The organism is Pedobacter lithocola (assembly GCF_042650845.1).
Lineage (GTDB): Bacteria > Bacteroidota > Bacteroidia > Sphingobacteriales > Sphingobacteriaceae > Pedobacter > Pedobacter lithocola.
In genome coordinates, this window is sequence record NZ_JBHSBW010000007.1 from 944,077 (window position 1) to 970,225 (window position 26,149).

Below are 26,149 nucleotides of genomic sequence, written 5' to 3' on the forward strand. Positions count from 1 at the left end.
AATGAAATTATTAGACGGTAAATACGTATCAGAAAAAGTTAAAATTCAGATTGCTGAAGAGGCTGCAGAATTTTTAAATAAAAGCGGTAGAAAGCCACATTTGGTTGCCATATTGGTAGGTAATGATGGTGGTAGCGAAACTTATGTTGCCAGCAAAATGAAAAATTGCGAAAAGGTAGGTTTCAAATCTTCACTTTTTAGATATGATAATTCGGTTACAGAGGCAGAATTATTGGCTAAGATTGAAGAGATTAATCAAGATGCGGATGTTGATGGATTAATTGTTCAATTGCCGTTACCAAAACACATCGACCCTGAAAAAGTAACCGAAACTATTGATTATAAGAAAGATGTGGATGGTTTTCATCCAGTAAATTTGGGCAGAATGATGCGTAATTTACCTTGTTTTATTCCTGCTACGCCTTATGGCATCTTATTGATGCTGCAAGAATACAACATTGATACAGCTGGCATGCATTGCGTGGTTGTAGGTAGAAGTAATATTGTGGGAAGCCCAATGAGCATTTTAATGGCTCGAAATTCGAATCCAGGTAACTGTACGGTAACGCTTACACATTCTCGCACAAAAGATTTAAAAGAACAAGTTTTACAAGCTGATATAATCATTGCAGCTATTGGTAAAAAGAACTTTATTACCGCCGATATGGTAAAACCAGGTGCAATTGTTATAGACGTAGGTATTAACCGAGAAACCTCTACAGAAACAAAATCTGGCTTTAAGCTTTTTGGTGATGTTGATTTTGATAATGTTGCTCCCAAATCCTCATATATTACACCTGTACCAGGCGGTGTTGGCTTAATGACGATTGTTGGCTTATTGAAAAATACGTTGGCATCGGCGAGGAAAGAAATCTATAATTAAGGTAGAAGGAGGAAAGGTTTAGGGTTTAATAAAAAAACCTATCCCCATAAAATATTCAAAAGCAATTCAAAAATTTGAGTTGCTTTTTTTACGTGTAAATATTTTTAACTATACGTAAATAATTAAGTTCGTTTATAAAATTTGATTTTACGGATTCAAAATTTAACCACAGAGTTTCACAGATATAAATATTTGCAAATTGTACAATTATTGAGTTAGATATTGCGTGGTTTGAATAAAAGCAAAGTGTCTCAACTGACTTAAAAACGTTTGTTAATCATTGGGATGATTTTTTTATCCATCATCAGAAGATTTTATAGTAAGTGAGGATTGGAGTTAGTTAATTTAATCACACATTTTGAGTGCTTACAATTTGGCAAACGGATTAAAGAATAAACAGGCAATTAGATAAGGTATCTGTGTTCATCCTTATTTATTTATGGTTAAAAATTACCCCCAAAGCTTACTCCACCAACTTTCTTCAAATCCAATATACAAACCATCGTCCCTAACTTCAGTAGGATAAATATCAATGTAATCGCCTTGTCCCTCTGCTCCTCTTCCGGTTTTCAAATTGTATTCGTAGCGATGAACCGGACAGACTAAATGTCCATTTTTGCACCATCCACCAGAAAAATGACCACCAGCATGAGGACAAAAAGATTGGGCAGCAAAAATTTCATCCTCATTATTGATAATACAAAGCTGCTTTCCACCTACATCTAAAGTTTTAATATCACCTTTTGCAGGAATCTGTATTTTGTTTAGTGCTTTTAACCACTTCATAAGGCTAAAATAACAATTTAAATATCAGGGTTATTTCATCTTTCGATTAAATTTAGTAACATAAACACCTAGCCCATATTTTTTTTAGATATTTGCATCCTCAAAAATGAAACAACTTATACCAGAAGACGGCACATTACTTCCTTTAATGGAAGAATTCTACACAATACAAGGCGAAGGATTTAATACCGGCAAAGCAGCTTATTTTATTCGCTTGGGCGGTTGTGATGTAGGTTGCCATTGGTGCGATGTAAAAGAGAGCTGGGATGCCGAAATGCACCCACTTACACCAGCAGATGTAATTGTAGAAAATGCAGATAAATTTCCGGGTAAAGCCGTTGTAATAACAGGTGGTGAACCCTTAATTTACAACCTCGATTACTTAACCAATAAGCTTAAAGCACGCGGTATTTTAACTTTCATTGAAACTTCCGGTGCTTATCCACTATCAGGAAATTGGGATTGGATTTGTTTATCACCTAAAAAATTCAAAGCACCTCGTCCGGATATTACACCATTTGCACATGAATTAAAGGTTATCGTTTTTAATAGAAGCGATTTTAAATGGGCCGAAGAATATGCGGCAATGGTATCTCCAACTTGTAAATTATATCTTCAACCAGAATGGTCAAAATCGAAAGAAATTACACCAATGATTATTGAATATGTAATGGCAAACCCAAAATGGGAAATCTCGTTGCAAACACACAAATTTTTAAATATTCCTTAAAAACAATACATTAGCTTAATAACCAATGTATTTATGAGGTTTTGTTTTTTCCTTTTATTAATATTTTGGAGTTTTAGTGTTTTCTCACAAAGCTCTAACAACAAGAAAGCTCAAAATTTCTTTGAAAGAGCCAGTCCTTTTATAGAGAAACAGGATTATGCTTCAGCAGAACAGGTTTTAAAAAGCGCTGTTGAAGCCGACCCATCGTTCCAGAGCGCACATATTTTACTGGCTAGCATTTACAGTTTTGAAAAGAAATACAACGAAGCAAAGTCTGCTTATCAAAAAGCCATTCTGATAAATAAAAACGTGGCACCAAATGTAATTTACGGTTTGGCAGAAACTGAATTTGCAACTCAAGAATACGATAAGGCTAAACAGCATTTTGAAGAATTTATAACTATAGATTCATCTTCAGGTAGAGCAAGGAAAGCGAAAAAATATCTTTTAGATTGTGATTTTGCATCTATTGCCATAAAAAATCAAGTTAGCTTTAGTCCAGTTAATCTTGGTAGTGGGGTTAATACAACCGATGCAGAATATTTTCCGGCACTTACCGCAGATGGAGAAACCTTAATTTTTACCAGGCAGGTTAATGGAAATGAAGATTTCTGGACGGCTCAGTTTAAGAACAATTCCTGGAATTTAGCCACTCCATTATCTACAAAAATAAATACGGTTAAATATAATGAGGGGGCTCAAACCATTTCTCCAGATGGAAAATATTTGTTTTTTACAGGCTGTAATCGTCCCGATGGTTTGGGTAGATGCGATATTTACGTTTCGCATCGGGAGGGCAAAGATTGGGGCGAACCTTATAATGTGGGTAAACCGGTTAACTCCGAATATTGGGAATCGCAGCCTGCAATTAGTCCTGATGGTAGAACGTTATATTTTATTAGCAATCGCCCTGGAGGTTCTGGTGGCTATGATATTTGGAAAAGTACCATTACTGACGATGCAAAATGGGGAGCAGCCGTTAACTTGGGTTCAGAAATCAACACTGTAAATGATGAAAATACGCCTTTTCTGCATGTAGATGGAAAAACATTATACTTTTCATCAGATGGCTGGCCAGGCTTTGGAAATAAAGATATTTATTTCAGTAGAATGGATGATGCGGGCAAATTCCAAAAGCCGGTTAATTTAGGTTTTCCTATCAATTCATTTGAAAATGAAAGCGGATTAGTTGTAAGTGCTGATGGAAAATTCGGCATGTTTTCTTCCAACTTAAAAGATGGTTTCGGCGGCCAAGATATTTATAGCTTTGGTATACCAGAGGCAGCTAAACCAATGAAAGTGAGTTATGTTAAAGGAATTGTAAAAGATAAAGACAGCAAAAAAACAATTGAAAGTAACGTTCAGGTAATTGATTTAAAAACCAACAAAACAGCTTTTGATGATTATACAGACCCAGAAACAGGACAATTTTTAGCAGTTATGCCAATTGGTAGCAATTACTTATTCAATGTAAATGCCGAAGGTTATCTATTTTACTCGGAAAATTTTGAGCTCAAAGCTGGAGACATTAACAAACCTTACCAAATCGAAGTTTACATCGAAAAGATTAAACAAGGTGGCAACGTTACTTTAAAAAATATATTCTTCGATACCAATAAATACAATTTATTACCGGCATCCATCAGAGAGCTGGATTTATTGATAAACTTCTTGCAACAAAATGAAACTGTGAATATCGAAATTCAAGGTCATACCGACAATGTTGGTGATGATAAATTAAATGAAAAACTTTCTTTTAACCGAGCAAATGCAGTTTATGATTATCTGTTAAAAAATGAAATAGATGCAAAAAGGCTTAATTTTAAAGGCTTTGGTGCAAGCAAACCAATTGCTGATAATAAAACAGAAACTGGCAGAAAAAACAACCGAAGAACGTCATTCCTGATCACTAAAATTTAATATGTCGCAAAATTACCAAAACCACGAAAGGTTTTATCCACTTTTTCATTTTTTTTACCATTCCGGTAAACGTTGTAGGTTTGGGTTTAGCCATTTATGCATATGTTAACGTCCCAACAGTTATCACAGGCCTAATTGCATTGGCATTCTTCTTAATTACGATTGTTGCAGTAATGGCAAGAATGTTTGCCCTAAAAGCGCAAGATAGAGCTGCAAGAGCAGAAGAAAAGTTGCGGTATTTTATATTGTCAGGAAAGTCTTTACCTGCTGATTTAAGATTAAGCCAAATTCTGGCTTTGCGTTTTGCAAGTGATGAAGAGTTTTTGGCTTTAGCTGATAAAGCTATTGAAGAAAAACTATCTGCTGATGATATTAAAAAATCTATTAAGAACTGGCGAGGAGATTATCACAGGATATAGTTAACAGTACCTAAAACTTCTTTCCTTTTAAAACCCTTATTTCCGAACCTTCGGCAAGAATTACAGAATCTGGTTGAGCATCACTTAGAAAGGCAAAATCGTTTCCATAATTAACTGCAAAATCCACATCGATGTTAAAACTTTTAATAGGATAAACTTCCCATCGTGGGTGTTCAACTCCGTATTCAGAAGTTCTGTTCGGTCCGATTTTGGTGTAGCCCCAATAATGTTCGGTTATAAATTCTTCCTCACTCCCAATAGCAATTTCTTCTGCTTTTGATGCAGTAGTAACCGAAAATTTATTCCAGATTTTATTTTTCCAAAGATAATCTACCTGGATTTGATGCTCCTCCTCTATCCAAGTATGTTTCATGGGCAAAGTTTGGTAATGCTCTTTATAAATGGTATTTGCTACAAAACTAATCGCAGGCAGTGGTACAATTTCGCTTATAAAAACAGCACCACGTTTCCAACTACCATTCTCTTTATATTTTACGTAAAACCTTAAATTAACTTCTTCAAAATTAGTATGATAAGGAATATTAAAACCTTTCAATTTCACATCCAAAAACATAAATCCTACCAAACTCACATAATATTTTCCATGCCAATCATCTAATTCGGTATGTGGAGGTAAATATTTTTTAAGAATCTCAGCGTCAACAGCATATTGTGCTAATGCTAATTTTCGCCATTCGGCAGTTAGAAATACTTTTGGATTTGCCAAGATTATAAAATTGCTTGTCTAATACGAATTAATTTGGTTAACGTTTCTTCCAACACATCTAAATGCAACATATTGGCTCCATCTGATTTTGCATTGGCCGGATCTGGATGTGTTTCGATGAATAAACCATCTGCGCCCACAGCAATTGCGGCTTTAGCAATTGTTAAAATCAATTCTGGTTTTCCACCCGTAACGCCACTACTTTGATTAGGTTGTTGTAAAGAATGCGTGCAGTCCATCACTACAGGAACGCCAAAACTTTGCATTTCAGGTAAACCACGGTAATCAACAATTAAGTCTTGGTAACCGAAAGTATTTCCTCTATCTGTTAAAATCACTTTATCGTTACCAGCCTCTTTAACTTTTTCTACTGCAAATTTCATCGAACCTGCTGATAGAAACTGTCCTTTTTTAACGTTAACTACTTTCCCGGTTTGTGCAGCAGCAATAAGCAAATCTGTTTGTCGGCATAAAAAAGCAGGAATTTGCAATACATCCACATAAGCAGCAGCCATTGCAGCCTCGCCACTTTCGTGTATGTCGGTAACAGTTGGCACACCAAACTCACGACCAATTCTTTCCAAAATCCTTAAAGCTTTTTCATCGCCAATTCCTGTAAAAGAACTGCCTTTGCTCCTATTTGCTTTGCGATATGAACCCTTAAAAATATATGGAATTTGTAGTTTATCGGTGATGGTAATTATTTTTTCAGCAATTCTCATGGCAATATCTTCGCCTTCAATTGCACACGGACCAGCCATCAAAAAGAAATTACCCGATTCTGTATTTTTTATTTTATCTAAATAGTTAAGCATAGTAGAGATTTGTGACTTGAGATGTGAGATTTCAAAACGTCTACCGTCTCAAATTTAATATCTATTATCTCAAATCTAATTTTAGTTTCCTAGTTCTGACATAAATTTGATTCGCATCAATTGAATTTCTTCGCGGGTATAATCCGTTTCGCCGAGCTCATTAAGCGCCTCATCAATAGAATCACTTTCGGCAGCTCTGAAATAATCAAACACTTCATCTTGCCTGTCATCATCAATCACCTCATCAATAAAATAATTAAGATTAAGCTTGGTTCCTGAGTTCACAATCGATTCAACTTCTTTCAAAATTTCCTCATAGGTGATGCCTTTAGAATCTGCAATATCTTCCAAACCAATTTGTCTATCAATATTTTGAATGATAGAAACCTTCATTTGAGATTTATTGGCTTGTGTTTTAATGATTAAATCTATTGGTCTTTCGATGTCGTTATCCTCCACATACTTTTTTATCAATTCGATAAATGGAGTACCAAACTTCATCGCTTTACCCGAACCTACACCAGAAATTTGCTTTAATTCTTCTGAAGTGATTGGATAATGGGTGCACATTTCTTCTAAAGATGGGTCTTGAAAGACTACAAATGGAGGCACACTCTTTTGCTTGGCAATTTTTTTACGTAAATCTTTAAGCAGTTGCAACAAATGCGCATCCAATGCTCCAGAACCATGTTTTACATCGTCATCATCATCATCAGTTCCGGTTTCAATTATTGGTTCGTTTAAAATAAACTTTAAGCTGTAAGGATTGATGATAAAATCTTTACCCTGCTTTGTTAATTTCAATAAACCGTAATTATCAATATCCTTATAAAGAAAATTATTCAATACAGCCTGGCGGATAATGGATTTCCACATCAAAGCTCCATCTTGCTTACCAATGCCAAATTCTGGAACTTTACTATGCTCGTAAGCGATGGTTTGCGCAGTTTCTAAGCCAAGAAAAACATTTAACAAATGGGAATCATCAAACTTTTCTCCAGTTTTCTCTATAAATTTTAATACCGTTGATAAATGTTCTTCAGCTTCAAATTGTTTTTTAGGCTTTTTGCAATTATCGCACATGCAATTACAGCCTGTTTCATTAAAGTTTTCTCCAAAATAATGTAAAATCTGCTTCCGTCTACAAACACCAGATTCTGCATAATCAATAACTTCTTTTAGTATTTGAGTGCCAATTTCTCTTTCCGAAACTGGTTTATCTTTCATAAATTTTGCAAGCTTATCTACATCTTTTTGTGCGTAAAAAGCTATACAAACGCCCTCACCGCCATCTCGCCCAGCTCTACCTGTTTCTTGGTAATAACCTTCCATGCTTTTTGGCACATCATGATGAATCACAAAGCGAACATCAGGTTTATCGATACCCATACCAAAAGCAATTGTAGCTACAATCACTTCCGCATCTTCCATCAAAAACCTATCTTGCGTTTCTGCCCTGATTTTTGGTTCTAAACCTGCATGGTAAGGTAATGCACTAATTCCATTTAAATTTAGCGCCTCGGCAACCTCTTCAACCTTTTTACGGCTTAAGCAATAAATAATACCAGATTTGCCAGGATTGGATTTGATGTATTTTATAATCTCCTTGGTTATATCCCTTTTCGGGCGAATTTCATAAAATAAATTTGGCCTGTTAAAGGATGATTTAAACAAAGTAGCCTCCGTCATTCCAAGATTTTTCATAATATCTTGCTGAACTTTTGGCGTGGCTGTAGCAGTTAAAGCGATAATTGGAATGTTATCACCCAAGCCTGCAATTACTTGTTTTATTTTTCGATATTCTGGTCTAAAATCGTGTCCCCATTCAGAAATACAATGCGCCTCATCAACAGCTACAAAAGAAATTTTTATCAAATTTAAAAATTCGATGTTTTCTTGTTTGGCTAATGACTCTGGTGCTACGTATAATAATTTGGTATGACCGCTTAAAAGGTCGGATTTCACCTGAGTAATTTCTGATTTATTTAGGGATGAATTAAGAAAATGTGCAATACTATCATTACCACCAAAAGCCCTTAGTTGATCTACCTGGTTTTTCATTAAGGCGATTAATGGAGAAATAACAATAGCTGTTCCTTCACTCATTAATGCTGGTAATTGATAGCAAATAGACTTCCCACCGCCCGTTGGCATAATAACAAAAGTATTGTTGCCCTCTAATATATTTGTGATGATCGACTCTTGATCACCTTTGAAATTATCAAACCCGAAGAAATTTTGCAGGTTATCAAATAACGACTTTTTCACGTCCATTTTGTGTAATAAAATATGCGATGCTATTTTTCTATCCAAAATAACATAATTTTACAAGAAATTCAAGTATCAACCAACAATTTTTTTCTCTTTGGAAAGTAAAAAATCAATTATACAATCGGCTGTAAGCACATTAGAGTTAGAAGCAGCGGCAATTTTAAACGTTGCCAAAAATATTAATGATGATTTCGAAAAAGTGGTATCAACCATTTTACAATCTGAAGGACGTGTAATTGTTACCGGAATAGGTAAAAGCGCAATTATTGCTCAAAAAATAGTAGCCACATTTAATTCTACGGGCACACCAGCAATTTTTATGCATGCAGCAGATGCAATTCATGGCGATTTAGGTATGATTCAGCTAAATGATACCATCATTTGTTTATCCAAAAGTGGAAACACGCCAGAAATTAAAGTTCTTGCTCCATTACTTAAGAGTGCAGGGAATAAGTTAATTGGTATGGTTGGTGATTTAAATTCATTTTTGGCACAACAAGCCGATTTAGTTTTAAATGCAAGCGTAGAGAAAGAGGCTTGTCCACATAATTTAGCACCAACCACCAGCACCACTGCACAGTTGGCTTTAGGCGATGCTTTGGCGATTTGCCTATTGGAGTGCCGTAAGTTTAATGAAAGCGATTTTGCTAAATACCATCCAGGTGGTTCATTGGGGAAGAAATTATATTTAAAAGCACGTGACTTAGCGCTCACTAACGAAAAACCATCGATAAAGCCTTCTGCATCAGTAAAAGAAGTGCTTATCGAAATTAGCAAAAACCGTTTGGGGGCTGTAGCTGTTATTGATGATGAAAATAGTATTTTGGGCGTAATTACTGATGGGGATATTAGGAGGATGTTGGAAAATAATGGTAACATTGCAACTCTAAAAGCCGAAGATATTATGGGTAGAAACCCTAAAAGTATCCAACATGATGCACTTGCTGTTGAAGCCCTTGAGTTAATAAAAATTAACAATATAACGCAATTACTCGTTTTGGATCAAAATACATACTTTGGCATTATTCACTTACATGATTTGCTAAACGAAGGAATCGTGTAATTTTAAATAAAAAAATGAACAAAAATTTCTATGCATTAATTATGGCAGGCGGTGTTGGTAGCCGTTTTTGGCCAGTTAGCCGTACAGAACATCCCAAACAATTTATTGATTTTTTCGGTGTTGGTAAAACGCTTATTCAAAGTACATACGAACGATTTTTATCTATCTGTCCACCTGAAAACATTTTTATTGTAACCAATGAAATTTATTCTGATTTAATTAAAAGTCAAATTCCTAAAATTACTGATAATCAAATATTAGCTGAGCCGCTTTTAAGAAATACAGCACCTTGTATTGCTTATGGTTGTTTAAAAATCGCTGAACTAAATCCAAACGCTACGATTGTTGTTGCGCCATCTGACCATACAATTGCAGATTTGGAAGGTTTTAACAAATCAATTGAGCAAGCTTTAAAAGCAGCTTCAGAAAATGATTGTTTAGTAACACTTGGTATAAAACCGAATCGACCAGATACAGGCTACGGGTACATTCAGCATACCGACCATGTACTTAATACAGATAAAGATTTACACAAAGTAAAAACCTTTACTGAGAAGCCAAACTTGGAATTGGCAAAATCTTTTCTGCAAAGCGGTGACTTTTTATGGAATGCTGGAATTTTTATCTGGTCGGCTAAGGCGATTTTAAAATCTTTTGAAAAACACTTGCCAGATATGTATGATATCTTTAATTCTGGCAGAAACGACTTAAATACAAAGCGAGAAAAAGCATTTATAAACAACGCCTATTTCCAATGCACCAATATTTCTATCGATTTTGGCATTATGGAGAAAGCAGATAATGTTTATGTTTTGCCAGCAGATTTTGGATGGTCTGATTTAGGAACCTGGGCTTCAATATACGAAATGACGGATAAGGATTATGTAGGAAACGCAGTAATTCCATCAGAACAGGTAATTATGTACGATTCATCTAACTGTATGGTTAATGTACCTAAAGATAAATTAGTGATATTAAATGGGCTACATGATTTTATTGTTGTTGAGAACAATAATATGTTGCTAATCTGCCCAAGGGATGAAGAGCAAAGAGTTAAAGAATTTGTTGCAGAAGTAAAATCGAGATTTGGCACCAAGTATATCTAAATTTTAGAAACTCAAAACCACATTAAAATAGCCCTAATTTATTTGAAAATAACTTAGGGCTATTTTATTTACCAGCTATATTTGTTGAATATAATTTCTAAGAAGTTCTTTGTCTAACCGCTTCGTATAAAATTACGCCTGCTGCTACCGAAACGTTTAAAGATTCTATTTTACCAGCCATTGGTATTTTGGCCAAATGGTCTGCAATTCGCAAAAGTTCATTTGATATACCTTCATCTTCCGAACCCATTACAATTGCTGTAGGCATGGTATAATCAGGTGCATAGATAAAATCATTGGTTTTTTCAGTACAAGCAACGATTTGCAACCCACTTTCTTGAAGAAACAAACAAGTTTTATGAAGATTTGAATGGCGACAAATTGGAATACTAAATAATGCACCGGCTGATGTTTTAATAGCATCGGCGTTAATTTGTGCAGCATTTTTAAGTGGAACAACTATAGCATGGACACCTACACATGCAGCTGTACGGGTAATTGCACCCATATTTCTAACATCAGTAACACTATCTAAAACTAAAATTAAGGGTACTTCTCCTTGTTCAAAAACTGCAGGAATTATGTCTTCTATATTTTGGTAAGTAATGGGTGAAATTACAGCAATAACACCCTGATGGTTTTTTTGCGACATCCTGTTTAGCTTTTCAACCGGAACAGAATTTAATGGAATTAATGTACAAGATAATAAAGCTTTTAATTCTAAAAATAGTTCACCACCTAAACCGCGTTGAACATAAATCGTTTCGATATCTCTTCCTGCTTTTACCGCTTCTATTACCGCCCTAATACCAAAAACAAATTCATTATTCTCTTTTACGCGTTGTGGTTTTCTAAAATTATCCATGTTTAAAATTTCTGTTGCAAAAGTAATTGTTTTTATGGCAAAGGCTAGTAAATTTATTTACCTTAAGTAAATTGGTTGCCGATTCATATAATTTATCACAGCTAATATTCCCCTCTGCTTTATTAACATTTTGATGTGCATAAATATTTTATTTTCTAAAAATCATTAAAAATATAAATCAATTATAATTCAATCTGTTAAGAAACAACTAAGAACTTATTAAAACAAACAGCATAACTTTTAATTACTTTTGTTGTATGAGTATCGAAAACGAACAGAGCGGAAAAGGCAATATAATATCCCGAAAAGCAAGATTAACGAGTACAGTAAGCTCAATGGGCAAACTTCCTCCACAGGCGTTAGACCTAGAAGAAGCTGTTTTAGGTGCTTTGATGCTTGAAAAAGACGCTCTATCTGCCGTTATCGATATCTTGAAACCAGAAGTTTTTTATCAGGAATCTCATCAGAAGATTTTCGCTGCAATACACATGCTATTCGAAAAATCTAAACCGGTTGATATTTTAACCGTAACTGCAGAGTTGCGCCAAATGGGAACTTTAGAGATGGTTGGTGGTGCGTACTACATCACAAATTTAACCAATCGTGTTGCCTCTGCAGCAAATATAGAATACCATGCCCGCATCATTTCTCAGAAATACATACAAAGAGAATTGATTAGAATTTCTACAGATATTATTACGAGCGCATATGAAGACACAACTGATATCTTTGATTTATTAGATCATGCTGAAAAAGGTTTATTTGATATTGCCCAAAACAATCTGCGTAGAGATACTCAGAAAATGGATGACATTATTAAACAATCTTTAGCAACCCTTGAAGAACTAAGAACCAAAACTGATGGCTTAACGGGCGTTCCTACAGGATTTACTGGCTTAGACAGAATTACAGGTGGCTGGCAAAAGCAAGATTTGGTAATTATTGCTGCCCGACCAGCGATGGGAAAAACAGCTTTTGTATTAACCTGCGCTAGAAATGCCACAGTTGATTTTCAAAAGCCCACGGTTGTGTTTTCTTTGGAGATGTCGAGTGTCCAATTGGTGAATCGTTTAATATCAGGCGAGGCCGAAATTGAGCAAGAAAAAATAAGAAAAGGAAATTTACAAGAATGGGAATGGCAACAATTGCACAGCAAAATTGGTCGCCTAACAGAAGCACCACTACTAATTGATGATACTCCTGCATTAAATATTTTCGAGTTTCGTGCAAAATGCAGGAGGTTAAAATCTCAATATGATATTCAATTGGTTATTGTTGATTACCTTCAATTAATGCATGGAAAAGGCGAAAACGGTAAAGGTGGAGGTAACCGTGAACAGGAAATTGGTAGTATTTCAAGAGCATTAAAATCTGTAGCAAAAGAACTCGATGTACCTGTTTTAGCACTTTCGCAACTAAGTCGAGCTGTAGAGAGCAGACCAGGTTTACAAGGAAAAAGACCAATGCTATCAGATTTACGTGAGTCGGGTTCGATTGAACAGGATGCTGATATGGTTCTGTTTCTTTATCGCCCAGAATATTATGGCATTACCGAAGATGAACAAGGAAGATCTCAAGCCGGAATTGGCGAGGTAATTATTGCTAAGCACCGTAATGGAGAAACCGGTATAGTGCCTTTGAGGTTTATTGGAAAGTTTGTAAAGTTTACAGATTTAGAAGAAGATTTTTCTGCACCAACATCATTCGCAGCAGATACTTCAGCAGGCATGATGCCTTCAGGTTCTTTCGATAATTATCACAATCCAAGTCCGAGGGGAAATACGATTATTATGCCTTCTAAAGGTAATGATATGGAAGATGATGATGTGCCACCATTTTAGGTTTGAGATGGAAAATGGATAATTTCTTCGTAATTTATACTTTTTAAATTCCATCACACATCTGCCATGTTTCATTTCCCATCGTAGCCTTAAAACAGATAGCCTATTAAAATCCCTGCCAAAACAATTATCGGCGGACTAATTTTCGTGTAATTCAGCAGCAGAAAGGTTATAACCATAATCCCAAGAAATAACCAATTAAAGCCCATCGGGATTAGCAATAATATAAAAGCTGCTATTATAAAACCAACACTTACGGCATTAATTCCTGATAAACTGTGGCGAATTCTAGATATTTTTTTCAAGTCGTCCCAAAAAGGAACTATAAATAAAACTAAAATCAATCCAGGTAAATTGACACCAATTACGCCAATTAATCCTCCTAGTATTTGTCCCCAAACCCCATAACCAAAGTTTCGCATACTTAAAGCGCCCAAATAACTTGTAAAAGAGAATGTTGGCCCGGGTAATGCTTGTTGTAAAGCAAAACCTGATAAAAAGCCCGATGCATTTAAATATTGCTTCATCTCAACAAACTCTGTAAACATCAATGGCACCAAGACCTGCCCGCCACCAAAAACTAAAATCCCGTTACGATAAAAATTTTCTAGCAAACGAATTGGCAAACTGAAAGGCGAAGTTCTATTAATAATTGCTCCTATTAATGCAAACAGTAATAATGCACCGAGAAAGTAAATCAGCTTTTTTGGATTTATATTGGAAAAAAGCTTAACCCGTAAATTTGTCTCCTCATCAGGAGTTTCGATTGCTGATGATATCATTCCACCAACTAGAATAGCAATTGGAAACACGTAAGCATTCCTTAAAACAAAAGTAGCAACAACAGATGCTACGGCCAGGAATATAGAAACTTGCGATTTTAAGACTTTCGTACCTAATTTAAAGGCCCCAAAAGCAACTATTCCTAAAGCAATTGGTTTAATGTATTCTAAAATGTCAATAAATTTCTGCTTCTGATCTAACATTGCATAACTTATTGCAGCAAAAGTCATGATAGCAGCTGTAGGTAAAATCCAAATCAAAAATGTTATAATCGCCAGTTTTAATCTACCCACTTTCCAGGCAATACCTACTAAAGTTTGTGTAGAAGCTGGTCCGGGTAAAACCTGTGCCAATGCATTTAATTCTAATAATTCCTCTTCTGAAATGAACTTAGTATTATGAACAAAATATTTTAAAAGCAAAGCTAAGTGGGCCTGAGCGCCTCCAAATGAAGTGAATGTAAAAAATATAACGTTGCGGATAAAAAGCCACTGCTTTCTTACAACTAGAGTTTTTGGCTGCATTTAAAGGGGTTAATCTTTGTATTCTGGTACTTCAATAAATATGAGCAATTAATTAATACTTTAACACTAATCGTCTTCGTAATCTAAACCTGCAGCAGAATTGTAAGCGCCCTGCAGTTCAGAAAAAGCATGCATATCCCTTTTATTTTTGGCAATAATCATTCCCGTTTGATAAATTTCTATCGCTTTATCTTTCTGGTTATCCTTTTCATATAGTTTACCCAAGTGGTAATATGTTCCAACATAATCTGGGTGTTTATCAGTTAACTGAAGGTAAAAAGAATAGGCGTTTTCTTTATCATTTAAGTTGTTATACTCTGTGGCTAAGGCATATACTATAAATGGATCGGTTGGATCGTTTTCAAAAAATTCTAATAACTTACTTAAACGGGTAGTTGACATTTTATTTCCTTGCTTTTTTAATTAAATTTGCAGAAAGACCTTTTATATTGACAGCGTAAATATGAAATCATTATGAGAAATAATCAAGTATTAAAACCATTAATGACAATTCATACCAAATAGAAACCAATTATATACATATATGAAAATATTAGTTTGTATCAGTAACGTGCCCGACACGACCACAAAAATAACCTTTACCAACGATAATACAGAATTCAATACTGCGGGTGTACAATATATTGTTAACCCTTACGATGAAATTGCACTATCAAAAGCAATAGAATTAACTGAAGGCGGCAAAGGAACTGTTACCGTTATTAATGTTGGCGAAGCGAGCAACGACCCAACCATTAGAAAAGCTTTGGCAATTGGTGCTGATGATGCCGTTAGAGTTAATGCTGCCCCAAGAGATGCGTATTTTGTTGCCAAACAAATAGCTGAATATGCTAGAGATAAGGATTTTGATATCATATTAACCGGACGCGAATCTATTGATTATAACGGCAATCAGGTTGCAGCAATGGTTGGAGAATTTTTAGATATTCCATCGATTTCAATTATAAAAAAATTAGATACTGATGGTTCTTCTTACAGAGTAGAAAGAGAAATTGAAGGTGGAAAAGAAGTTGTAACCGTAACAGGAAAGTTTATTGCAAGTTGCGCAGAAGGAGTTGCTGAACCAAAAATCCCGAATATGCGTGGAATTATGTCTGCCAGAACAAAACCTTTAACCGTTGTAGATGCTGTTGCTATTGAGGAAGTAACTAAAGTTGTAAAATATGATACACCTGCCCCTCGTGGTGCTGTAAATTTAATTCCTGCCGAACAAACCGAGCAATTAATTAATTTATTGCATAGCGAAGCAAAAGTAATTTAACAATATAACTTTAATCAATTAAATAATCTTAACACAAATCCATTTTTTAAAGGATAAAGAAATAAATATATGTCAGTATTAGTATATGTAGAGCAAGCTGAAGGCAAATTTAAAAAATCGGTTTTTGAAGCCGTTTCTTATGCAAAAGCTATCGCCGACCAACAATCAACAAACCTAACTGCAATTTCTATCGGTAATGTAGCTGATGATGAATTAAAAGAATTAGGAAAATATGGTGCTGCTAAAGTTTTAAACGTAAGTGCGGAGCAATTAAAAACGTTCGTTAACCAGGCTTATGCAAGTGTAATTGCTGCTGCTGCTGAGAAAGAATCGGCTGATATTGTTGTTTTATCAAACTCATTTTCGGGTAAAGGACTAGCGCCACGTATTGCAGTAAAACTTAAAGCAGGTTTAGCAGATGGAGCGGTAGAATTACCTAAAACTGATGGTGGTAAATTTGCAGTTAAGAAAACAGCTTTTTCTGGTAAAGCCTTCGCTATTACCGAATTAACATCAGCCAATAAAATAATCGCTTTAAATCCTAATGCTTTTGGTGTAAAAGAAAATGGAACAGAAGCAGTAATCGAAAATTTCTCTGCAGATATTAAACAATCAGATTTAGGTACGGTGATTAAAGAAATCGTTCGTGCTACAGATAAAATTTCATTACCTGATGCAGAGTTGGTTGTATCGGCTGGTCGTGGATTAAAAGGACCTGAAAATTGGGGTATGATTGAGGAATTAGCAAACTTACTTGGTGCAGCAACAGCATGTTCTAAGCCTGTAAGTGATGCAGATTGGAGACCACATTCTGAACATGTTGGTCAAACAGGTATCGCAATTAGTCCTAATTTATACATTGCAATTGGTATTTCGGGTGCAATACAGCATTTAGCTGGGGTAAGTTCTTCGAAAGTAATTGTTGTTATCAACAAAGATCCAGAAGCTCCATTTTTTAAAGTAGCAGATTATGGAATTGTTGGTGATGCTTTTGAAGTAGTTCCAAAGTTAATCGAGGCATTAAAAGCGCATAAAGCTTAAATTTGTCATCCTGAGCTTGCTGAAAGGTTAATTTGAATGTTTCAGCAAGTTCAACATGACATCCACAATTATGAAGAAAGTAAAATTAGATATTGTTGGCTTGTCATACAGCCAAACTCAATCGGGTGCTTATGCATTGGTTTTGGGCGAAGTAAACGGACGCCGTAGATTACCAATCATAATTGGCGCATTTGAAGCTCAAGCAATTGCTATTGAGATTGAAAAAATGACCCCGAGCAGGCCGCTTACTCATGATTTATTTAAATCTATGTCCGAAACTTTCCATATTAATATTCAGGAAATTATTATTTACAACCTTGTAGATGGTGTTTTTTATGCAAAATTAATTTGTAATGACGGTAAGAACACACATGAGATTGATGCGAGAACATCTGATGCTATTGCTTTAGCGGTAAGGTTTAACGCAATGATATATACTTATGAATTTATTTTAGCTTCTGCAGGTATTGTGATTGAAGGAAATGATTTTCTATTTCTCGAAAACATGGACAGCATAGCTAAAGAACCTGATGCAGAAACTGTTCCATCTACTACCAGCCAACAAGGTTTTGGCGAATTAACCGTAGATGAATTGCAACAAAAACTCCAAGAAGCAATTGCTGATGAAGCATACGAAAAGGCAGCTCGATTAAGAGATGAATTGCATAAAAGAAGTTCAAGTCAATAAAAATTTTTATCTGGAACAGATAGAATTTAATAAAATATTTTGATTGAGGAATGAGTGATAAATTTATGATAATTGAACCCTAATACTATCCAATCTATCAACCCAATTTTATCAATTAATTAATAACTCACATCAACTCATAAAAACATTAGTATTTTTAGTATCAATGTAGATATTGTTTTAAAATAGTTCTATATTCAGCTTTTACTTTCAAATCAAACAAACTATTTATGAATGTTAAGTTTCGCTTAACTATAATGAGTTTCATGCAATTTTTTGTGTGGGCGGCGTGGTTAATTACAATTGCAAATTATTGGTTCGGAACAAAACAATGGGACGGTGCTGATTTCGGAATTATTTTTTCTACAATGGGCATTGCATCACTTTTTATGCCTACCATTACGGGCATACTTGCCGATAAATGGATTAATGCAGAAAAGCTTTATGCGATTTTGCACATCCTCTATGCAGCAACCATGTTTTATTTGCCACAAGTAGAAGATCCTCACAGTTTTTTTTGGGTAATGTTGGTAGCAATGTGTTTTTACATGCCAACAATTGCTTTAAGTAACTCCATAAGTTACACTACTTTAAAAAATGGAAATTTTGATGTTGTTAAAAATTTTCCTCCAATACGTGTTTGGGGTACTGTAGGCTTTATTGTTGCCATGTGGATTACCAATTTAACTGGTAATAAAGCTAGCGCAAATCAATTTTATATTGCTGGTATAAGTGCTTTATTATTGGGCGTTTACTCATTCACTTTGCCAGCATGTAAACCTTTAAATTTAATTAGCGAGAAAAAAACATTTATACAAAAACTTGGATTAGAATCATTTAAGCTATTTGCTGATTATAAAATGGCACTATTCTTTATTTTTTCAATGTTTTTAGGTGCAGCGCTTCAACTAACTAATGCTTATGGCGATGTTTTTTTAGATGAATTTAAATTATTCCCGGTTTTTGCAGATTCATTTGTTATTAGATATTCTACCATAATTCTTTCTATCTCACAAATATCAGAAACCTTATTTATCCTTGCTATACCATTCTTTTTAAAACGATTTGGTATTAAATGGGTGATAGCAATCGCCATGTTTGCTTGGGTACTTCGGTTTGCTTTATTTTCATTTGGCGATCCATCGGCAAATTTATGGATGATTATAACCTCTTGCATTGTGTATGGTATGGCATTCGATTTCTTTAACATCTCAGGTTCATTATTTGTAGAAACTTCTACAACTCCAAAAACGCGTTCATCAGCTCAAGGTTTATTTATGATGATGACAAATGGTTTTGGAGCTGTTTTTGGAAGTCTTGTTTCTGGCTGGATGATTAATAAATACTTTACTACTTACTATAGCAGCATCGATTCGCTTTCTAAATACGTTAAAAGTGAAGCTGACAACAAACATTTGCTTAAATTTTTAAAAGACAAAGGTATTAGCGTGTTGCAGAACGGTGATTTAAGTAGAGCATTGGATGTAAAAGACTGGCATAACATATGGCTATCTTTCACAATTTACGTTCTTGTTATTGCGATAGTTTTCGTTGTGATTTTTAAACATAAACATACCCGAGCAGAAGTAGAAGCCATTAATCATTTATAACCTCTTAATCCCTTATGTCAGCTGGTAAATACAGAAAAGAACACGATTGCTTAAATTGTGGTTCGCATGTAGAAACGCATTATTGCAGCAAATGTGGGCAACCTAATCTAGAATTAAAAGAAAGTTTCTGGGGATTTATTAGCCACAGCATTGCGCATTATTTTCATTTTGATAATAAATTTTTCCAAACACTAACTCCCTTATTACTTAAACCCGGGCAAGTAACCTTAGATTATTTGGCAGGAAAAAGAGCCAGGTACATCAACCCGGTGAGTATGTACATCTTTGTGTCGATTGTGTATTTTTTGGTTGCATACTCTCCAGAACATTCAAAAAAAAACAAAGAATATAAATCGAGTAAAACTGCAACAGAAAAGGTTATAGCAATTGATAGTGTTAAAAAAGAATTAACAGATGCCGGTATTGTAAATGATAAAAGTGCCAAAGTTTTAGATAATGTTAAGGCCGGATTTGAGGAAGAACTTGACGTAGAAAACTTTAAAGAACTTGGCTTTAAAGAACAAGCCATTGTCCTTTCTAAATTGAAAACTCAGGTAACTGCAAATAAGTCTGATTCGTTGAAAAAGGTAGTATCTAAATTATCAAACATTCATAATGATAGAAACGATAGTACCTATAGCGCATACCTATCTCGACAGAAAAAATTACCCCTACTAAAGCAAGATAATTGGTTTGAACGAATGGTAACCAAACGTTCGATAGCAATTGGTGAAAAATCGGAAGTTATAAAAGAAACATTAGAGCATAACAGGCCTAAACAATACTTTTTAATGATGCCACTTTTGGCTTTATTTATTATGTGGAATTTTCGTAGAAATCACATTTACTATTTAAACCATCTAATTTTTACGATACATGGTATGACTGCCTATTTTATTGTATCAATTATAACAAAGCCTTTAAACAAATACATTTTCGGTGAACATTCTTTACTTGCAAACATTATCGAACTTGGCGTGGTTATCTGGATTGTTTGGTATTTTTACAACGCTTTAAAGGTATTTTATCAAAGGAAACGAGGAGCTACAATTTGGAAGATGGTATTTATTTTTATACTCTACGGTATTGCTCTTGCAATGACTGAGACGGTAATGTTAAACATTATATACTACGTAGCAACCTAAAGCAATCATATTATAGGCATAAAAAAATCCCAGGCTTCTTAAAAACCTGGGATTTCTTATTTATTATCTGTTTATTACTTTCTATCTTTTATTGCAACAAAGTCTCTATCGGTTTCACCAACGTAAATTTGACGAGGACGACCAATTGGTTCTTTGTTCTCATGCATTTCTTTCCACTGTGCAATCCATCCTGGCAAACGACCTAGTGCAAATAGAACTGTGAACATTTCTGAAGGGAAGCCTAAAGCACGATAAATAATACCAGAATAGAAATCAACGTTTGGATATAATTTTCTATCGATAAAATATTGGTCAGTTAATGCTGCTTCTTCCAGTTTTTTAGCAATTTCTAAAATCGGGTCATCTATACCTAAGTTTTCTAAAATATCATCACAAGCTTTTTTAATGATTTTAGCACGTGGATCAAAGTTTTTGTAAACCCTGTGTCCAAATCCCATCATACGGAAAGAGTCATTTTTATCTTTGGCTTTGTTAATCCATTTTTCTGTATCACCACCATCAGCTTTAATTAACTCAAGCATATCAATTACAGCTTGATTGGCTCCACCATGAAGCGGACCCCAAAGTGCTGCAATACCTGCTGCGATTGATGCGTATAAATTACAATCGCTTGAACCTACAATACGAACTGTAGAAGCCGAACAATTTTGCTCGTGGTCTGCATGTAAAATAAGCAATTTATTCATTGCACTAACCACAATCGGGTTCACATCATAATCTTCAGTACGCTGACCAAAAGTCATCCAAAGAAAATTAGTAACATAATCGTACTTGTTTTTTGGATAAATAAGCGGATGACCCAACGATTTTTTATAAATAAATGAAACAATAGTTGGAAGCTTAGCCAATAATTTAATAATGGTTAAATCTTGTTCTTCTGCTGTTTGATTTGGTTTTAAACACTCAGGATAAAATGTAGATAATGAAAATATTAACGAACCCAGTTGCCCCATTGGATGTGACCTTGATGGATAACCATCAAAGAATTTTTTCATATCCTCATGAATTAACGTGTGTTTGCTAATTTCACCTTGAAAACCGTCTAGTTGCTCTTGAGTTGGAAGATTTCCATAAACAATAAGATATGAAACTTCTAAAAAGCTTGATTTTTCGGCAAGTTCTTCGATTGAATAACCTCTGTATTTTAAAATACCTTTTTCGCCATCCAAAAATGTGATTTTACTTTTGGTAGAACCTGTATTTTTGAAACCTGTATCTAAAGTAACAAAACCGGTTAAATCTCTCAATTTTGAAATATCAATCGCCTTTTCGTCTTCTGTTCCTGTAATTACCGGTAATTCAATTGTATTACCATCAACTTTAATTTCTGCAATATCTGACATATTATTGTGTTGTGTTTATAGCTTTCTAAATTATATAAAATTAATATACATGCATAGCAAATCTGTTAATTTAATATGAAATATTAGTCAGTAAGACGTAACAATCATGATTAACAAAAATACCACTCCTTGTTATTTTGCTTTAATTTCTTCCGTAACTCTTCCGCATTCTAGCATCTCTTTACCGTAATAAGGATTTTTAATTTCCTTTTCTGTAGATAGCCAATCTCCCCCATCCCCGTTGTTGGCCATTGGGCAACGCTGCACATAAATTGTGCCCTGTTCAATTTCGTCGGCTTTTACAAAAGCAATCAAATCCATACTTAAAGCTGTAAAATCCTTTCTTTGGGCTACCAAATCGTTGGTATCAGCTATGTTTTTAGCAATACTTGCAGTGGTTTCGCAGCCTTCAAAATTAGCAAGGCTATTTTGTAATTCTTTAGCAGCTTTCTGAGCATCAGATGAATCAGATTGTACTAACGCATTTTTAAGATTTTCATATTGAAGAAAAATTTGCTCCTTTTTAGCATCTTTTATTACAACTTTATTTGTTTTTGTAGCAACAGAAACTGTGTTTGAATCCTTTAAATCTGTTGATTTTTTTTCGGACTGATTACAGGCCATTAAAGAAGCTAATATCGTTACGCCTAATATCCTTTTCATAGTATTTGGTTTTCGGCTCAAATTAGCAATTTAAATATTAATTAAATAAAAAAAGCCCCCGAAAATTTCGGAGGCTCCTATTAAATGATGTTTTAATTATAATTTGAAATTATATCCTAATCTCAAAGCAAATTGCCCTGTTTTCATAAAGTACAAATCAGAAGCACTGTTATTTACATAACCTTCATATTTTGCACCAATTTCTAAACCGTTTGTCCATTCGTAGCCTACACCACCTGTGTAGATAAAGTTCATTTCAGCACCTTCTTTCACTGCTAAACCAGTACCAGCTCCACCTGTTAAATACATTCTATCAATAACGAATGCTTTAACACCGCCCATTACTGGAATAAATTCGAAATTTAAAGGGCTGCCTTTCCATTTCAATTTAGTGTAACCACCTGAAGCATAAACAGCAACATCTTTACTCAAATCGTATTGTAACTTTAAATCTGCGCCGTAACCATAGTCCATTTCAGATTTATCAGGAAAAAGCCCACCTTGAACACCAACACCAACTTTAAATGCCATACCGTTGGTAGTCATCATTGGAGTAGAAGTAGTTTGAGCCTGTAAGTTTGATGTTGCAAAAATCGCGACTGCTGAAGCGACTGCAAAAATTTTAGTAATTGTTCTCATTTTTGGATGTATTTAAGTAATTAATTAAGGTTTAGGTGTACATACGATTTATAAGTGAAAACAGATTTTTTTAAGATTATTTTTTTTGAAATTTCTGAAATAAAAAAAGGCTCCCAAAATTGGGAGCCTTTTTTTAAATGATATTTTGCTCTTTATTATAAGCTGAAACCGTAAGCTAAACGTAAACCTACATATCCTGTGCTACCACCATCTTGAGATAAGCCTTCATATTTTAAGCCTAAATCTAAACCATTACTCCATGAGTAACCAACTGCTGGCGAATAAACGAATGATGTACCGCTTCCTGATTTAGTACCAAAACCAGCACCAAGTTCTGCTAAACCATAAACACCAGAACCAGTTGTGTTAAAGAAATATTTAACACCTGCTTTAACTGGAATGTAACCATAGCTTGGAAAATCTACACCAGTATTACCGATTTCTTTACCAACTAAATGAGTATAACCTGTAGTGATTGGAATAGATAATTGTTTATCGATATCGAATTGGTAACGTAAATCTGCACCTAAAGCTACACTGTAAGCATCACTTGTAGGAATACCACCAATAACTCCTACACCAAGTTTTTGAGCTTGAACATTAGTAGAGAAAAAAAGCGCCACTACAGCTGCTGAAGTAGCAATAATTTTAGTAATTGTTTTCATTTTAAATATAATTTTTTGAGTTAAACGAATATAACTGCACCTTTACAAACCTTGTGCCAAAAGCATCATTATTGATGTGTTAAGCCGTAAATGCGTTATATTTTGACATTTAAAATTCTATTTTCGGCAAGAAGTTCTAAAACCTGTCGTTTTAAAGTGTCTATTGGTAACGACGCATCAAGCCAATTAATTTTTACGCCATCTTTTTCCATCTTTCTAAAAAAAGTATTTTGTCTTTTAGCAAACTGACAAATTGCATTGCCTAGCTTTACTTTTAAGTCTTCATAATTGATATCGCCTGATAAATAACTGGCGATAAACTTATATTCTAATCCATAAAAAACTAGCATTTCTTTACTTACCCCCATCGCCAATAAGTTTTTTACTTCTTCCACCATACCGTTTTGCAATCTTTGTTCTAAGCGAATTAAAATATTAGATCGAGTTCGTTCTACTTCATTTTTTAATCCAAATACTATAGGTTCAATTTCTGGTCTTTCGATAGATGGAATTTCATGATGATTTAAATATTCAGCGATTTCTATTGCCCGTATTAATCTTTTGTTTGATGAACGATCTGCATGTTTTATGTTTTGAACTGGATAATCGGATAATTTCTGAATTAAATCATATCTTGATAAAACCTCTAATTTAGTTCGCAACACTATATTTACGGGAACTGCTGTGTAAAGCTGATTTTGTAAAATGCTGTGGATATACATTCCTGTTCCACCACAAAGTATTGGTATTTTTTTATTTTCGATGATGCTTTGATAAGAACTATAAAAATCATTTTTAAAGGCATCAACATTATAACGTTCTCCAGGTTCTAAAATATTTATAAGGTGATATGGAATTCGTGTATTTCCAACTTGATACTCTGCCAAATCTTTACCAGTACCAATATCCATACTTTTAAAAACCTGTCTGCTATCGGAGCTGATAATTTCACCATTTAATTCTTTAGCAATTTGTACTGCAAGTTTTGTTTTACCCGAAGCTGTTGCACCTAAAATTATAACTAATGGGTTCTGATTCATGATGATGAAGGAATTATTAAAACTTTAAAATGAATTTGATGCTTCCTGTATTAAACGCATTTAAACCATTTGCGACCAGTTCATTTTTCTGCAATTGCCTATTTCTATTTTCATCCAAGTTAAAATATTGCGGTTCTAAAATCCCAACTTGCTTAAATCCAATTTTTAAATAACTATCCCCAGCCGACCAATCTCTATCGGCATAAGTCATTATATCATTTGATTCAAGTATAATTTTTACATATTTTAATAGTTTGCTCAAACCACCTGAAATAGAAAAACCACCTCTAGTCGCAAAGCGAATTAATTCGATGGATTTATAATTATCGGTATGGTTCATTTTTCGAAGGGCAGAAAACGTTGCAACGGCAAAAAGTTCATTGGTATAGTAAAGTCCGAATTTATATCTCGAACTTACCGCACCTTGAAGATGAAAATCGTTTAGAAATCTATCTGCTTGTGGTTTATCTAACTTTTTTATTTCTGTTTTTCTGCCGTGAATACGAACATTTAAACCCATCAAAGACTTTATTCTGTAGATGACTTGTTCGGGTTTTGTCAACCAAACATCTTCCCAAAGATGAATCAGCTTAATATTATGCTTATGATGTTGGTTTTGAATATCGATTAAATCTTCAGGTAGAAAATCATTTTTGATATTTATCAGATGGATGATAAAGTTATTCTGATTAAATGACAGGAAATTATTTTCTACTGAACTGGTAAGGATGTTATTCGAATGCAAAGCGAGCAGAAAGTCGCTTTGCCATTCATTGCTTGTTAGTATAAAATCCGACTTAGAATTGTTCAAAAAGTTTGCTTTAAAAAATTTAATTTTTATATCGCAAATTTAACTTTTTAAGGTTGATAAAATCTATACCCAGACTTTTTCTTTAAAATGTATATGGATAATCTCTATAAAAGTTTCAACTTCCTTCAATGTGTCTTCATCAAGCATGGAAAGGGAAAAACCTTTCTTTTCGTCACCAAACTCGGTTAAATGATGCGATGGTTCAAATTCACTTGTATTTAATTGAACATCAACATTATCAGCATTTATAAAAATCCCGACGAAAAAGCGTTCAGTAGTTTTACCATCATTTTCGATTACATTTTTTTCACTTACCAGAACATAATTTGTTTCCGAATTTTCTTTAACAGAGTAACCTCTGGCAGCATAAGGTTGTAAACTTGCTCTAATGGTTTGGAAGATTTCTACAAGGTCAGTTTTCATATATAAGGTTTAGTGAGATTAACATTTGTACTTTACTTTTGTTTA

The 26,149-nt window shown here is 34.3% G+C and carries 26 protein-coding genes; 12 read left to right on the top strand and 14 right to left on the bottom strand.

The annotated features are described in order from the left end of the window. Position 1: 1 nt before the first annotated feature. Positions 2-883, top strand: a complete 882-nt coding sequence (locus tag ACFOWA_RS06435; RefSeq protein WP_378982993.1) for a bifunctional 5,10-methylenetetrahydrofolate dehydrogenase/5,10-methenyltetrahydrofolate cyclohydrolase — start codon at positions 2-4, stop codon at positions 881-883. A 450-nt stretch (positions 884-1,333) separates the two neighbouring features. On the opposite strand, the gene ACFOWA_RS06440 is transcribed toward ACFOWA_RS06435, so the two are convergent. Next, on the bottom strand, positions 1,334-1,669 hold the full coding sequence (locus ACFOWA_RS06440) for a Rieske (2Fe-2S) protein (RefSeq protein ID WP_378982996.1): 336 nt from the start codon (positions 1,667-1,669) through the stop codon (positions 1,334-1,336). Between the two features lie 106 nt (positions 1,670-1,775). Here ACFOWA_RS06440 and ACFOWA_RS06445 point away from each other — a divergent pair, with 106 nt between their 5' ends. From ACFOWA_RS06445 to ACFOWA_RS06455, 3 genes are read left to right on the top strand one after another with little or no spacing between them, the layout of a single operon-like run. Continuing rightward, a complete protein-coding gene (locus ACFOWA_RS06445; RefSeq protein WP_378982998.1) occupies positions 1,776-2,399 on the top strand; it encodes a 7-carboxy-7-deazaguanine synthase QueE in 624 nt (207 codons plus the stop codon). A 33-nt stretch (positions 2,400-2,432) separates the two neighbouring features. Beyond that, positions 2,433-4,319 (top strand): OmpA family protein, encoded by a 1,887-nt coding sequence (locus ACFOWA_RS06450; protein ID WP_378983001.1) that lies wholly within the window; start codon positions 2,433-2,435, stop codon positions 4,317-4,319. 35 nt (positions 4,320-4,354) lie between these two features. Then, positions 4,355-4,738 (top strand): DUF6526 family protein, encoded by a 384-nt coding sequence (locus ACFOWA_RS06455; protein ID WP_378984132.1) that lies wholly within the window; start codon positions 4,355-4,357, stop codon positions 4,736-4,738. 10 nt (positions 4,739-4,748) lie between these two features. On the opposite strand, the gene ACFOWA_RS06460 is transcribed toward ACFOWA_RS06455, so the two are convergent. The 3 genes from ACFOWA_RS06460 to recQ form a co-directional block, all read right to left on the bottom strand. Continuing rightward, entirely contained in the window at positions 4,749-5,465 is a 717-nt protein-coding gene (locus ACFOWA_RS06460) for a YqjF family protein (protein WP_378983004.1), read from the bottom strand. Between the two features lie 2 nt (positions 5,466-5,467). Next, complete coding sequence (gene kdsA, locus ACFOWA_RS06465) at positions 5,468-6,280, bottom strand: 3-deoxy-8-phosphooctulonate synthase (protein ID WP_378983007.1); 813 nt, start codon at positions 6,278-6,280, stop codon at positions 5,468-5,470. Between the two features lie 81 nt (positions 6,281-6,361). Then, positions 6,362-8,554: a DNA helicase RecQ gene (gene recQ, locus ACFOWA_RS06470; protein WP_378984134.1), complete on the bottom strand. Its 2,193-nt coding sequence runs from the start codon at positions 8,552-8,554 to the stop codon at positions 6,362-6,364. A 91-nt stretch (positions 8,555-8,645) separates the two neighbouring features. Between recQ and ACFOWA_RS06475 the strand changes: the two genes are divergently transcribed. Both ACFOWA_RS06475 and ACFOWA_RS06480 read left to right on the top strand, forming a co-directional pair. Beyond that, a complete protein-coding gene (locus tag ACFOWA_RS06475; RefSeq protein WP_378983009.1) occupies positions 8,646-9,614 on the top strand; it encodes a KpsF/GutQ family sugar-phosphate isomerase in 969 nt (322 codons plus the stop codon). A gap of 14 nt (positions 9,615-9,628) precedes the next feature. Beyond that, on the top strand, positions 9,629-10,720 hold the full coding sequence (locus ACFOWA_RS06480) for a mannose-1-phosphate guanylyltransferase (RefSeq protein WP_378983012.1): 1,092 nt from the start codon (positions 9,629-9,631) through the stop codon (positions 10,718-10,720). 97 nt (positions 10,721-10,817) lie between these two features. Here ACFOWA_RS06480 and rlmB read toward each other — a convergent pair whose 3' ends face one another. Next, positions 10,818-11,585, bottom strand: a complete 768-nt coding sequence (gene rlmB, locus ACFOWA_RS06485; protein ID WP_378983014.1) for a 23S rRNA (guanosine(2251)-2'-O)-methyltransferase RlmB — start codon at positions 11,583-11,585, stop codon at positions 10,818-10,820. A gap of 257 nt (positions 11,586-11,842) precedes the next feature. Between rlmB and dnaB the strand changes: the two genes are divergently transcribed. Continuing rightward, positions 11,843-13,426 (top strand): replicative DNA helicase, encoded by a 1,584-nt coding sequence (gene dnaB / locus ACFOWA_RS06490; RefSeq protein ID WP_378983017.1) that lies wholly within the window; start codon positions 11,843-11,845, stop codon positions 13,424-13,426. Positions 13,427-13,515: 89 nt separating this feature from the next. Here the strand turns inward: dnaB and chrA are convergent, their stop codons facing one another. After that, positions 13,516-14,733 carry a chromate efflux transporter gene (gene chrA, locus ACFOWA_RS06495; protein ID WP_378983019.1) on the bottom strand — a complete coding sequence of 406 codons (1,218 nt, stop codon included), beginning with the start codon at positions 14,731-14,733 and terminating at the stop codon, positions 13,516-13,518. Between the two features lie 66 nt (positions 14,734-14,799). Further along, positions 14,800-15,135: a tetratricopeptide repeat protein gene (locus tag ACFOWA_RS06500; RefSeq protein ID WP_378983021.1), complete on the bottom strand. Its 336-nt coding sequence runs from the start codon at positions 15,133-15,135 to the stop codon at positions 14,800-14,802. A 142-nt stretch (positions 15,136-15,277) separates the two neighbouring features. Between ACFOWA_RS06500 and ACFOWA_RS06505 the strand changes: the two genes are divergently transcribed. The 5 genes from ACFOWA_RS06505 to ACFOWA_RS06525 all read left to right on the top strand — a co-directional run bounded on the left by ACFOWA_RS06505 (position 15,278) and on the right by ACFOWA_RS06525 (position 20,499). Beyond that, on the top strand, positions 15,278-16,015 hold the full coding sequence (locus tag ACFOWA_RS06505; protein WP_378983023.1) for an electron transfer flavoprotein subunit beta/FixA family protein: 738 nt from the start codon (positions 15,278-15,280) through the stop codon (positions 16,013-16,015). 69 nt (positions 16,016-16,084) lie between these two features. Continuing rightward, on the top strand, positions 16,085-17,056 hold the full coding sequence (locus ACFOWA_RS06510) for an electron transfer flavoprotein subunit alpha/FixB family protein (protein WP_378983026.1): 972 nt from the start codon (positions 16,085-16,087) through the stop codon (positions 17,054-17,056). 70 nt (positions 17,057-17,126) lie between these two features. After that, positions 17,127-17,744, top strand: coding sequence for a bifunctional nuclease family protein (locus tag ACFOWA_RS06515; RefSeq protein WP_378983028.1), 618 nt, complete (start codon positions 17,127-17,129; stop codon positions 17,742-17,744). A 230-nt stretch (positions 17,745-17,974) separates the two neighbouring features. Next, on the top strand, positions 17,975-19,354 hold the full coding sequence (locus ACFOWA_RS06520) for a nucleoside permease (protein WP_378983031.1): 1,380 nt from the start codon (positions 17,975-17,977) through the stop codon (positions 19,352-19,354). A gap of 14 nt (positions 19,355-19,368) precedes the next feature. After that, positions 19,369-20,499 carry a DUF3667 domain-containing protein gene (locus ACFOWA_RS06525; protein ID WP_378983034.1) on the top strand — a complete coding sequence of 377 codons (1,131 nt, stop codon included), beginning with the start codon at positions 19,369-19,371 and terminating at the stop codon, positions 20,497-20,499. Between the two features lie 74 nt (positions 20,500-20,573). Here ACFOWA_RS06525 and ACFOWA_RS06530 read toward each other — a convergent pair whose 3' ends face one another. From ACFOWA_RS06530 to ACFOWA_RS06560, 7 genes are all read right to left on the bottom strand, one after another. Beyond that, positions 20,574-21,863, bottom strand: a complete 1,290-nt coding sequence (locus tag ACFOWA_RS06530; RefSeq protein ID WP_378983037.1) for a citrate synthase — start codon at positions 21,861-21,863, stop codon at positions 20,574-20,576. Positions 21,864-21,995: 132 nt separating this feature from the next. After that, positions 21,996-22,526, bottom strand: a complete 531-nt coding sequence (locus ACFOWA_RS06535; RefSeq protein ID WP_378983040.1) for a DUF3347 domain-containing protein — start codon at positions 22,524-22,526, stop codon at positions 21,996-21,998. A gap of 96 nt (positions 22,527-22,622) precedes the next feature. After that, a complete protein-coding gene (locus ACFOWA_RS06540) occupies positions 22,623-23,165 on the bottom strand; it encodes a hypothetical protein (RefSeq protein ID WP_378983043.1) in 543 nt (180 codons plus the stop codon). Positions 23,166-23,320: 155 nt separating this feature from the next. Then, entirely contained in the window at positions 23,321-23,830 is a 510-nt protein-coding gene (locus ACFOWA_RS06545) for a hypothetical protein (RefSeq protein ID WP_378983046.1), read from the bottom strand. Positions 23,831-23,925: 95 nt separating this feature from the next. Further along, entirely contained in the window at positions 23,926-24,870 is a 945-nt protein-coding gene (gene miaA, locus ACFOWA_RS06550) for a tRNA (adenosine(37)-N6)-dimethylallyltransferase MiaA (protein WP_378983049.1), read from the bottom strand. Positions 24,871-24,886: 16 nt separating this feature from the next. After that, complete coding sequence (locus tag ACFOWA_RS06555) at positions 24,887-25,681, bottom strand: hypothetical protein (RefSeq protein ID WP_378983052.1); 795 nt, start codon at positions 25,679-25,681, stop codon at positions 24,887-24,889. 63 nt (positions 25,682-25,744) lie between these two features. Beyond that, positions 25,745-26,104: a hypothetical protein gene (locus tag ACFOWA_RS06560; RefSeq protein ID WP_378983055.1), complete on the bottom strand. Its 360-nt coding sequence runs from the start codon at positions 26,102-26,104 to the stop codon at positions 25,745-25,747. Between the last annotated feature and the right edge of the window lie 45 nt (positions 26,105-26,149).

What these genes read in the sequence shown, in the direction of transcription:
- ACFOWA_RS06435 (WP_378982993.1), top strand. Translation starts at nt 2, where the DNA reads ATGAAATTATTAGACGGTAAATACGTATCAGAAAAAGTTAAAATTCAG.
- ACFOWA_RS06440 (WP_378982996.1), bottom strand. Translation starts at nt 1,669, where the DNA reads ATGAAGTGGTTAAAAGCACTAAACAAAATACAGATTCCTGCAAAAGGT.
- ACFOWA_RS06445 (WP_378982998.1), top strand. Translation starts at nt 1,776, where the DNA reads ATGAAACAACTTATACCAGAAGACGGCACATTACTTCCTTTAATGGAA.
- ACFOWA_RS06450 (WP_378983001.1), top strand. Translation starts at nt 2,433, where the DNA reads ATGAGGTTTTGTTTTTTCCTTTTATTAATATTTTGGAGTTTTAGTGTT.
- kdsA (WP_378983007.1), bottom strand. Translation starts at nt 6,280, where the DNA reads ATGCTTAACTATTTAGATAAAATAAAAAATACAGAATCGGGTAATTTC.
- recQ (WP_378984134.1), bottom strand. Translation starts at nt 8,554, where the DNA reads ATGGACGTGAAAAAGTCGTTATTTGATAACCTGCAAAATTTCTTCGGG.
- ACFOWA_RS06480 (WP_378983012.1), top strand. Translation starts at nt 9,629, where the DNA reads ATGAACAAAAATTTCTATGCATTAATTATGGCAGGCGGTGTTGGTAGC.
- rlmB (WP_378983014.1), bottom strand. Translation starts at nt 11,585, where the DNA reads ATGGATAATTTTAGAAAACCACAACGCGTAAAAGAGAATAATGAATTT.
- dnaB (WP_378983017.1), top strand. Translation starts at nt 11,843, where the DNA reads ATGAGTATCGAAAACGAACAGAGCGGAAAAGGCAATATAATATCCCGA.
- chrA (WP_378983019.1), bottom strand. Translation starts at nt 14,733, where the DNA reads ATGCAGCCAAAAACTCTAGTTGTAAGAAAGCAGTGGCTTTTTATCCGC.
- ACFOWA_RS06500 (WP_378983021.1), bottom strand. Translation starts at nt 15,135, where the DNA reads ATGTCAACTACCCGTTTAAGTAAGTTATTAGAATTTTTTGAAAACGAT.
- ACFOWA_RS06505 (WP_378983023.1), top strand. Translation starts at nt 15,278, where the DNA reads ATGAAAATATTAGTTTGTATCAGTAACGTGCCCGACACGACCACAAAA.
- ACFOWA_RS06510 (WP_378983026.1), top strand. Translation starts at nt 16,085, where the DNA reads ATGTCAGTATTAGTATATGTAGAGCAAGCTGAAGGCAAATTTAAAAAA.
- ACFOWA_RS06515 (WP_378983028.1), top strand. Translation starts at nt 17,127, where the DNA reads ATGAAGAAAGTAAAATTAGATATTGTTGGCTTGTCATACAGCCAAACT.
- ACFOWA_RS06520 (WP_378983031.1), top strand. Translation starts at nt 17,975, where the DNA reads ATGAATGTTAAGTTTCGCTTAACTATAATGAGTTTCATGCAATTTTTT.
- ACFOWA_RS06525 (WP_378983034.1), top strand. Translation starts at nt 19,369, where the DNA reads ATGTCAGCTGGTAAATACAGAAAAGAACACGATTGCTTAAATTGTGGT.
- ACFOWA_RS06530 (WP_378983037.1), bottom strand. Translation starts at nt 21,863, where the DNA reads ATGTCAGATATTGCAGAAATTAAAGTTGATGGTAATACAATTGAATTA.
- ACFOWA_RS06535 (WP_378983040.1), bottom strand. Translation starts at nt 22,526, where the DNA reads ATGAAAAGGATATTAGGCGTAACGATATTAGCTTCTTTAATGGCCTGT.
- ACFOWA_RS06540 (WP_378983043.1), bottom strand. Translation starts at nt 23,165, where the DNA reads ATGAGAACAATTACTAAAATTTTTGCAGTCGCTTCAGCAGTCGCGATT.
- ACFOWA_RS06545 (WP_378983046.1), bottom strand. Translation starts at nt 23,830, where the DNA reads ATGAAAACAATTACTAAAATTATTGCTACTTCAGCAGCTGTAGTGGCG.
- miaA (WP_378983049.1), bottom strand. Translation starts at nt 24,870, where the DNA reads ATGAATCAGAACCCATTAGTTATAATTTTAGGTGCAACAGCTTCGGGT.
- ACFOWA_RS06560 (WP_378983055.1), bottom strand. Translation starts at nt 26,104, where the DNA reads ATGAAAACTGACCTTGTAGAAATCTTCCAAACCATTAGAGCAAGTTTA.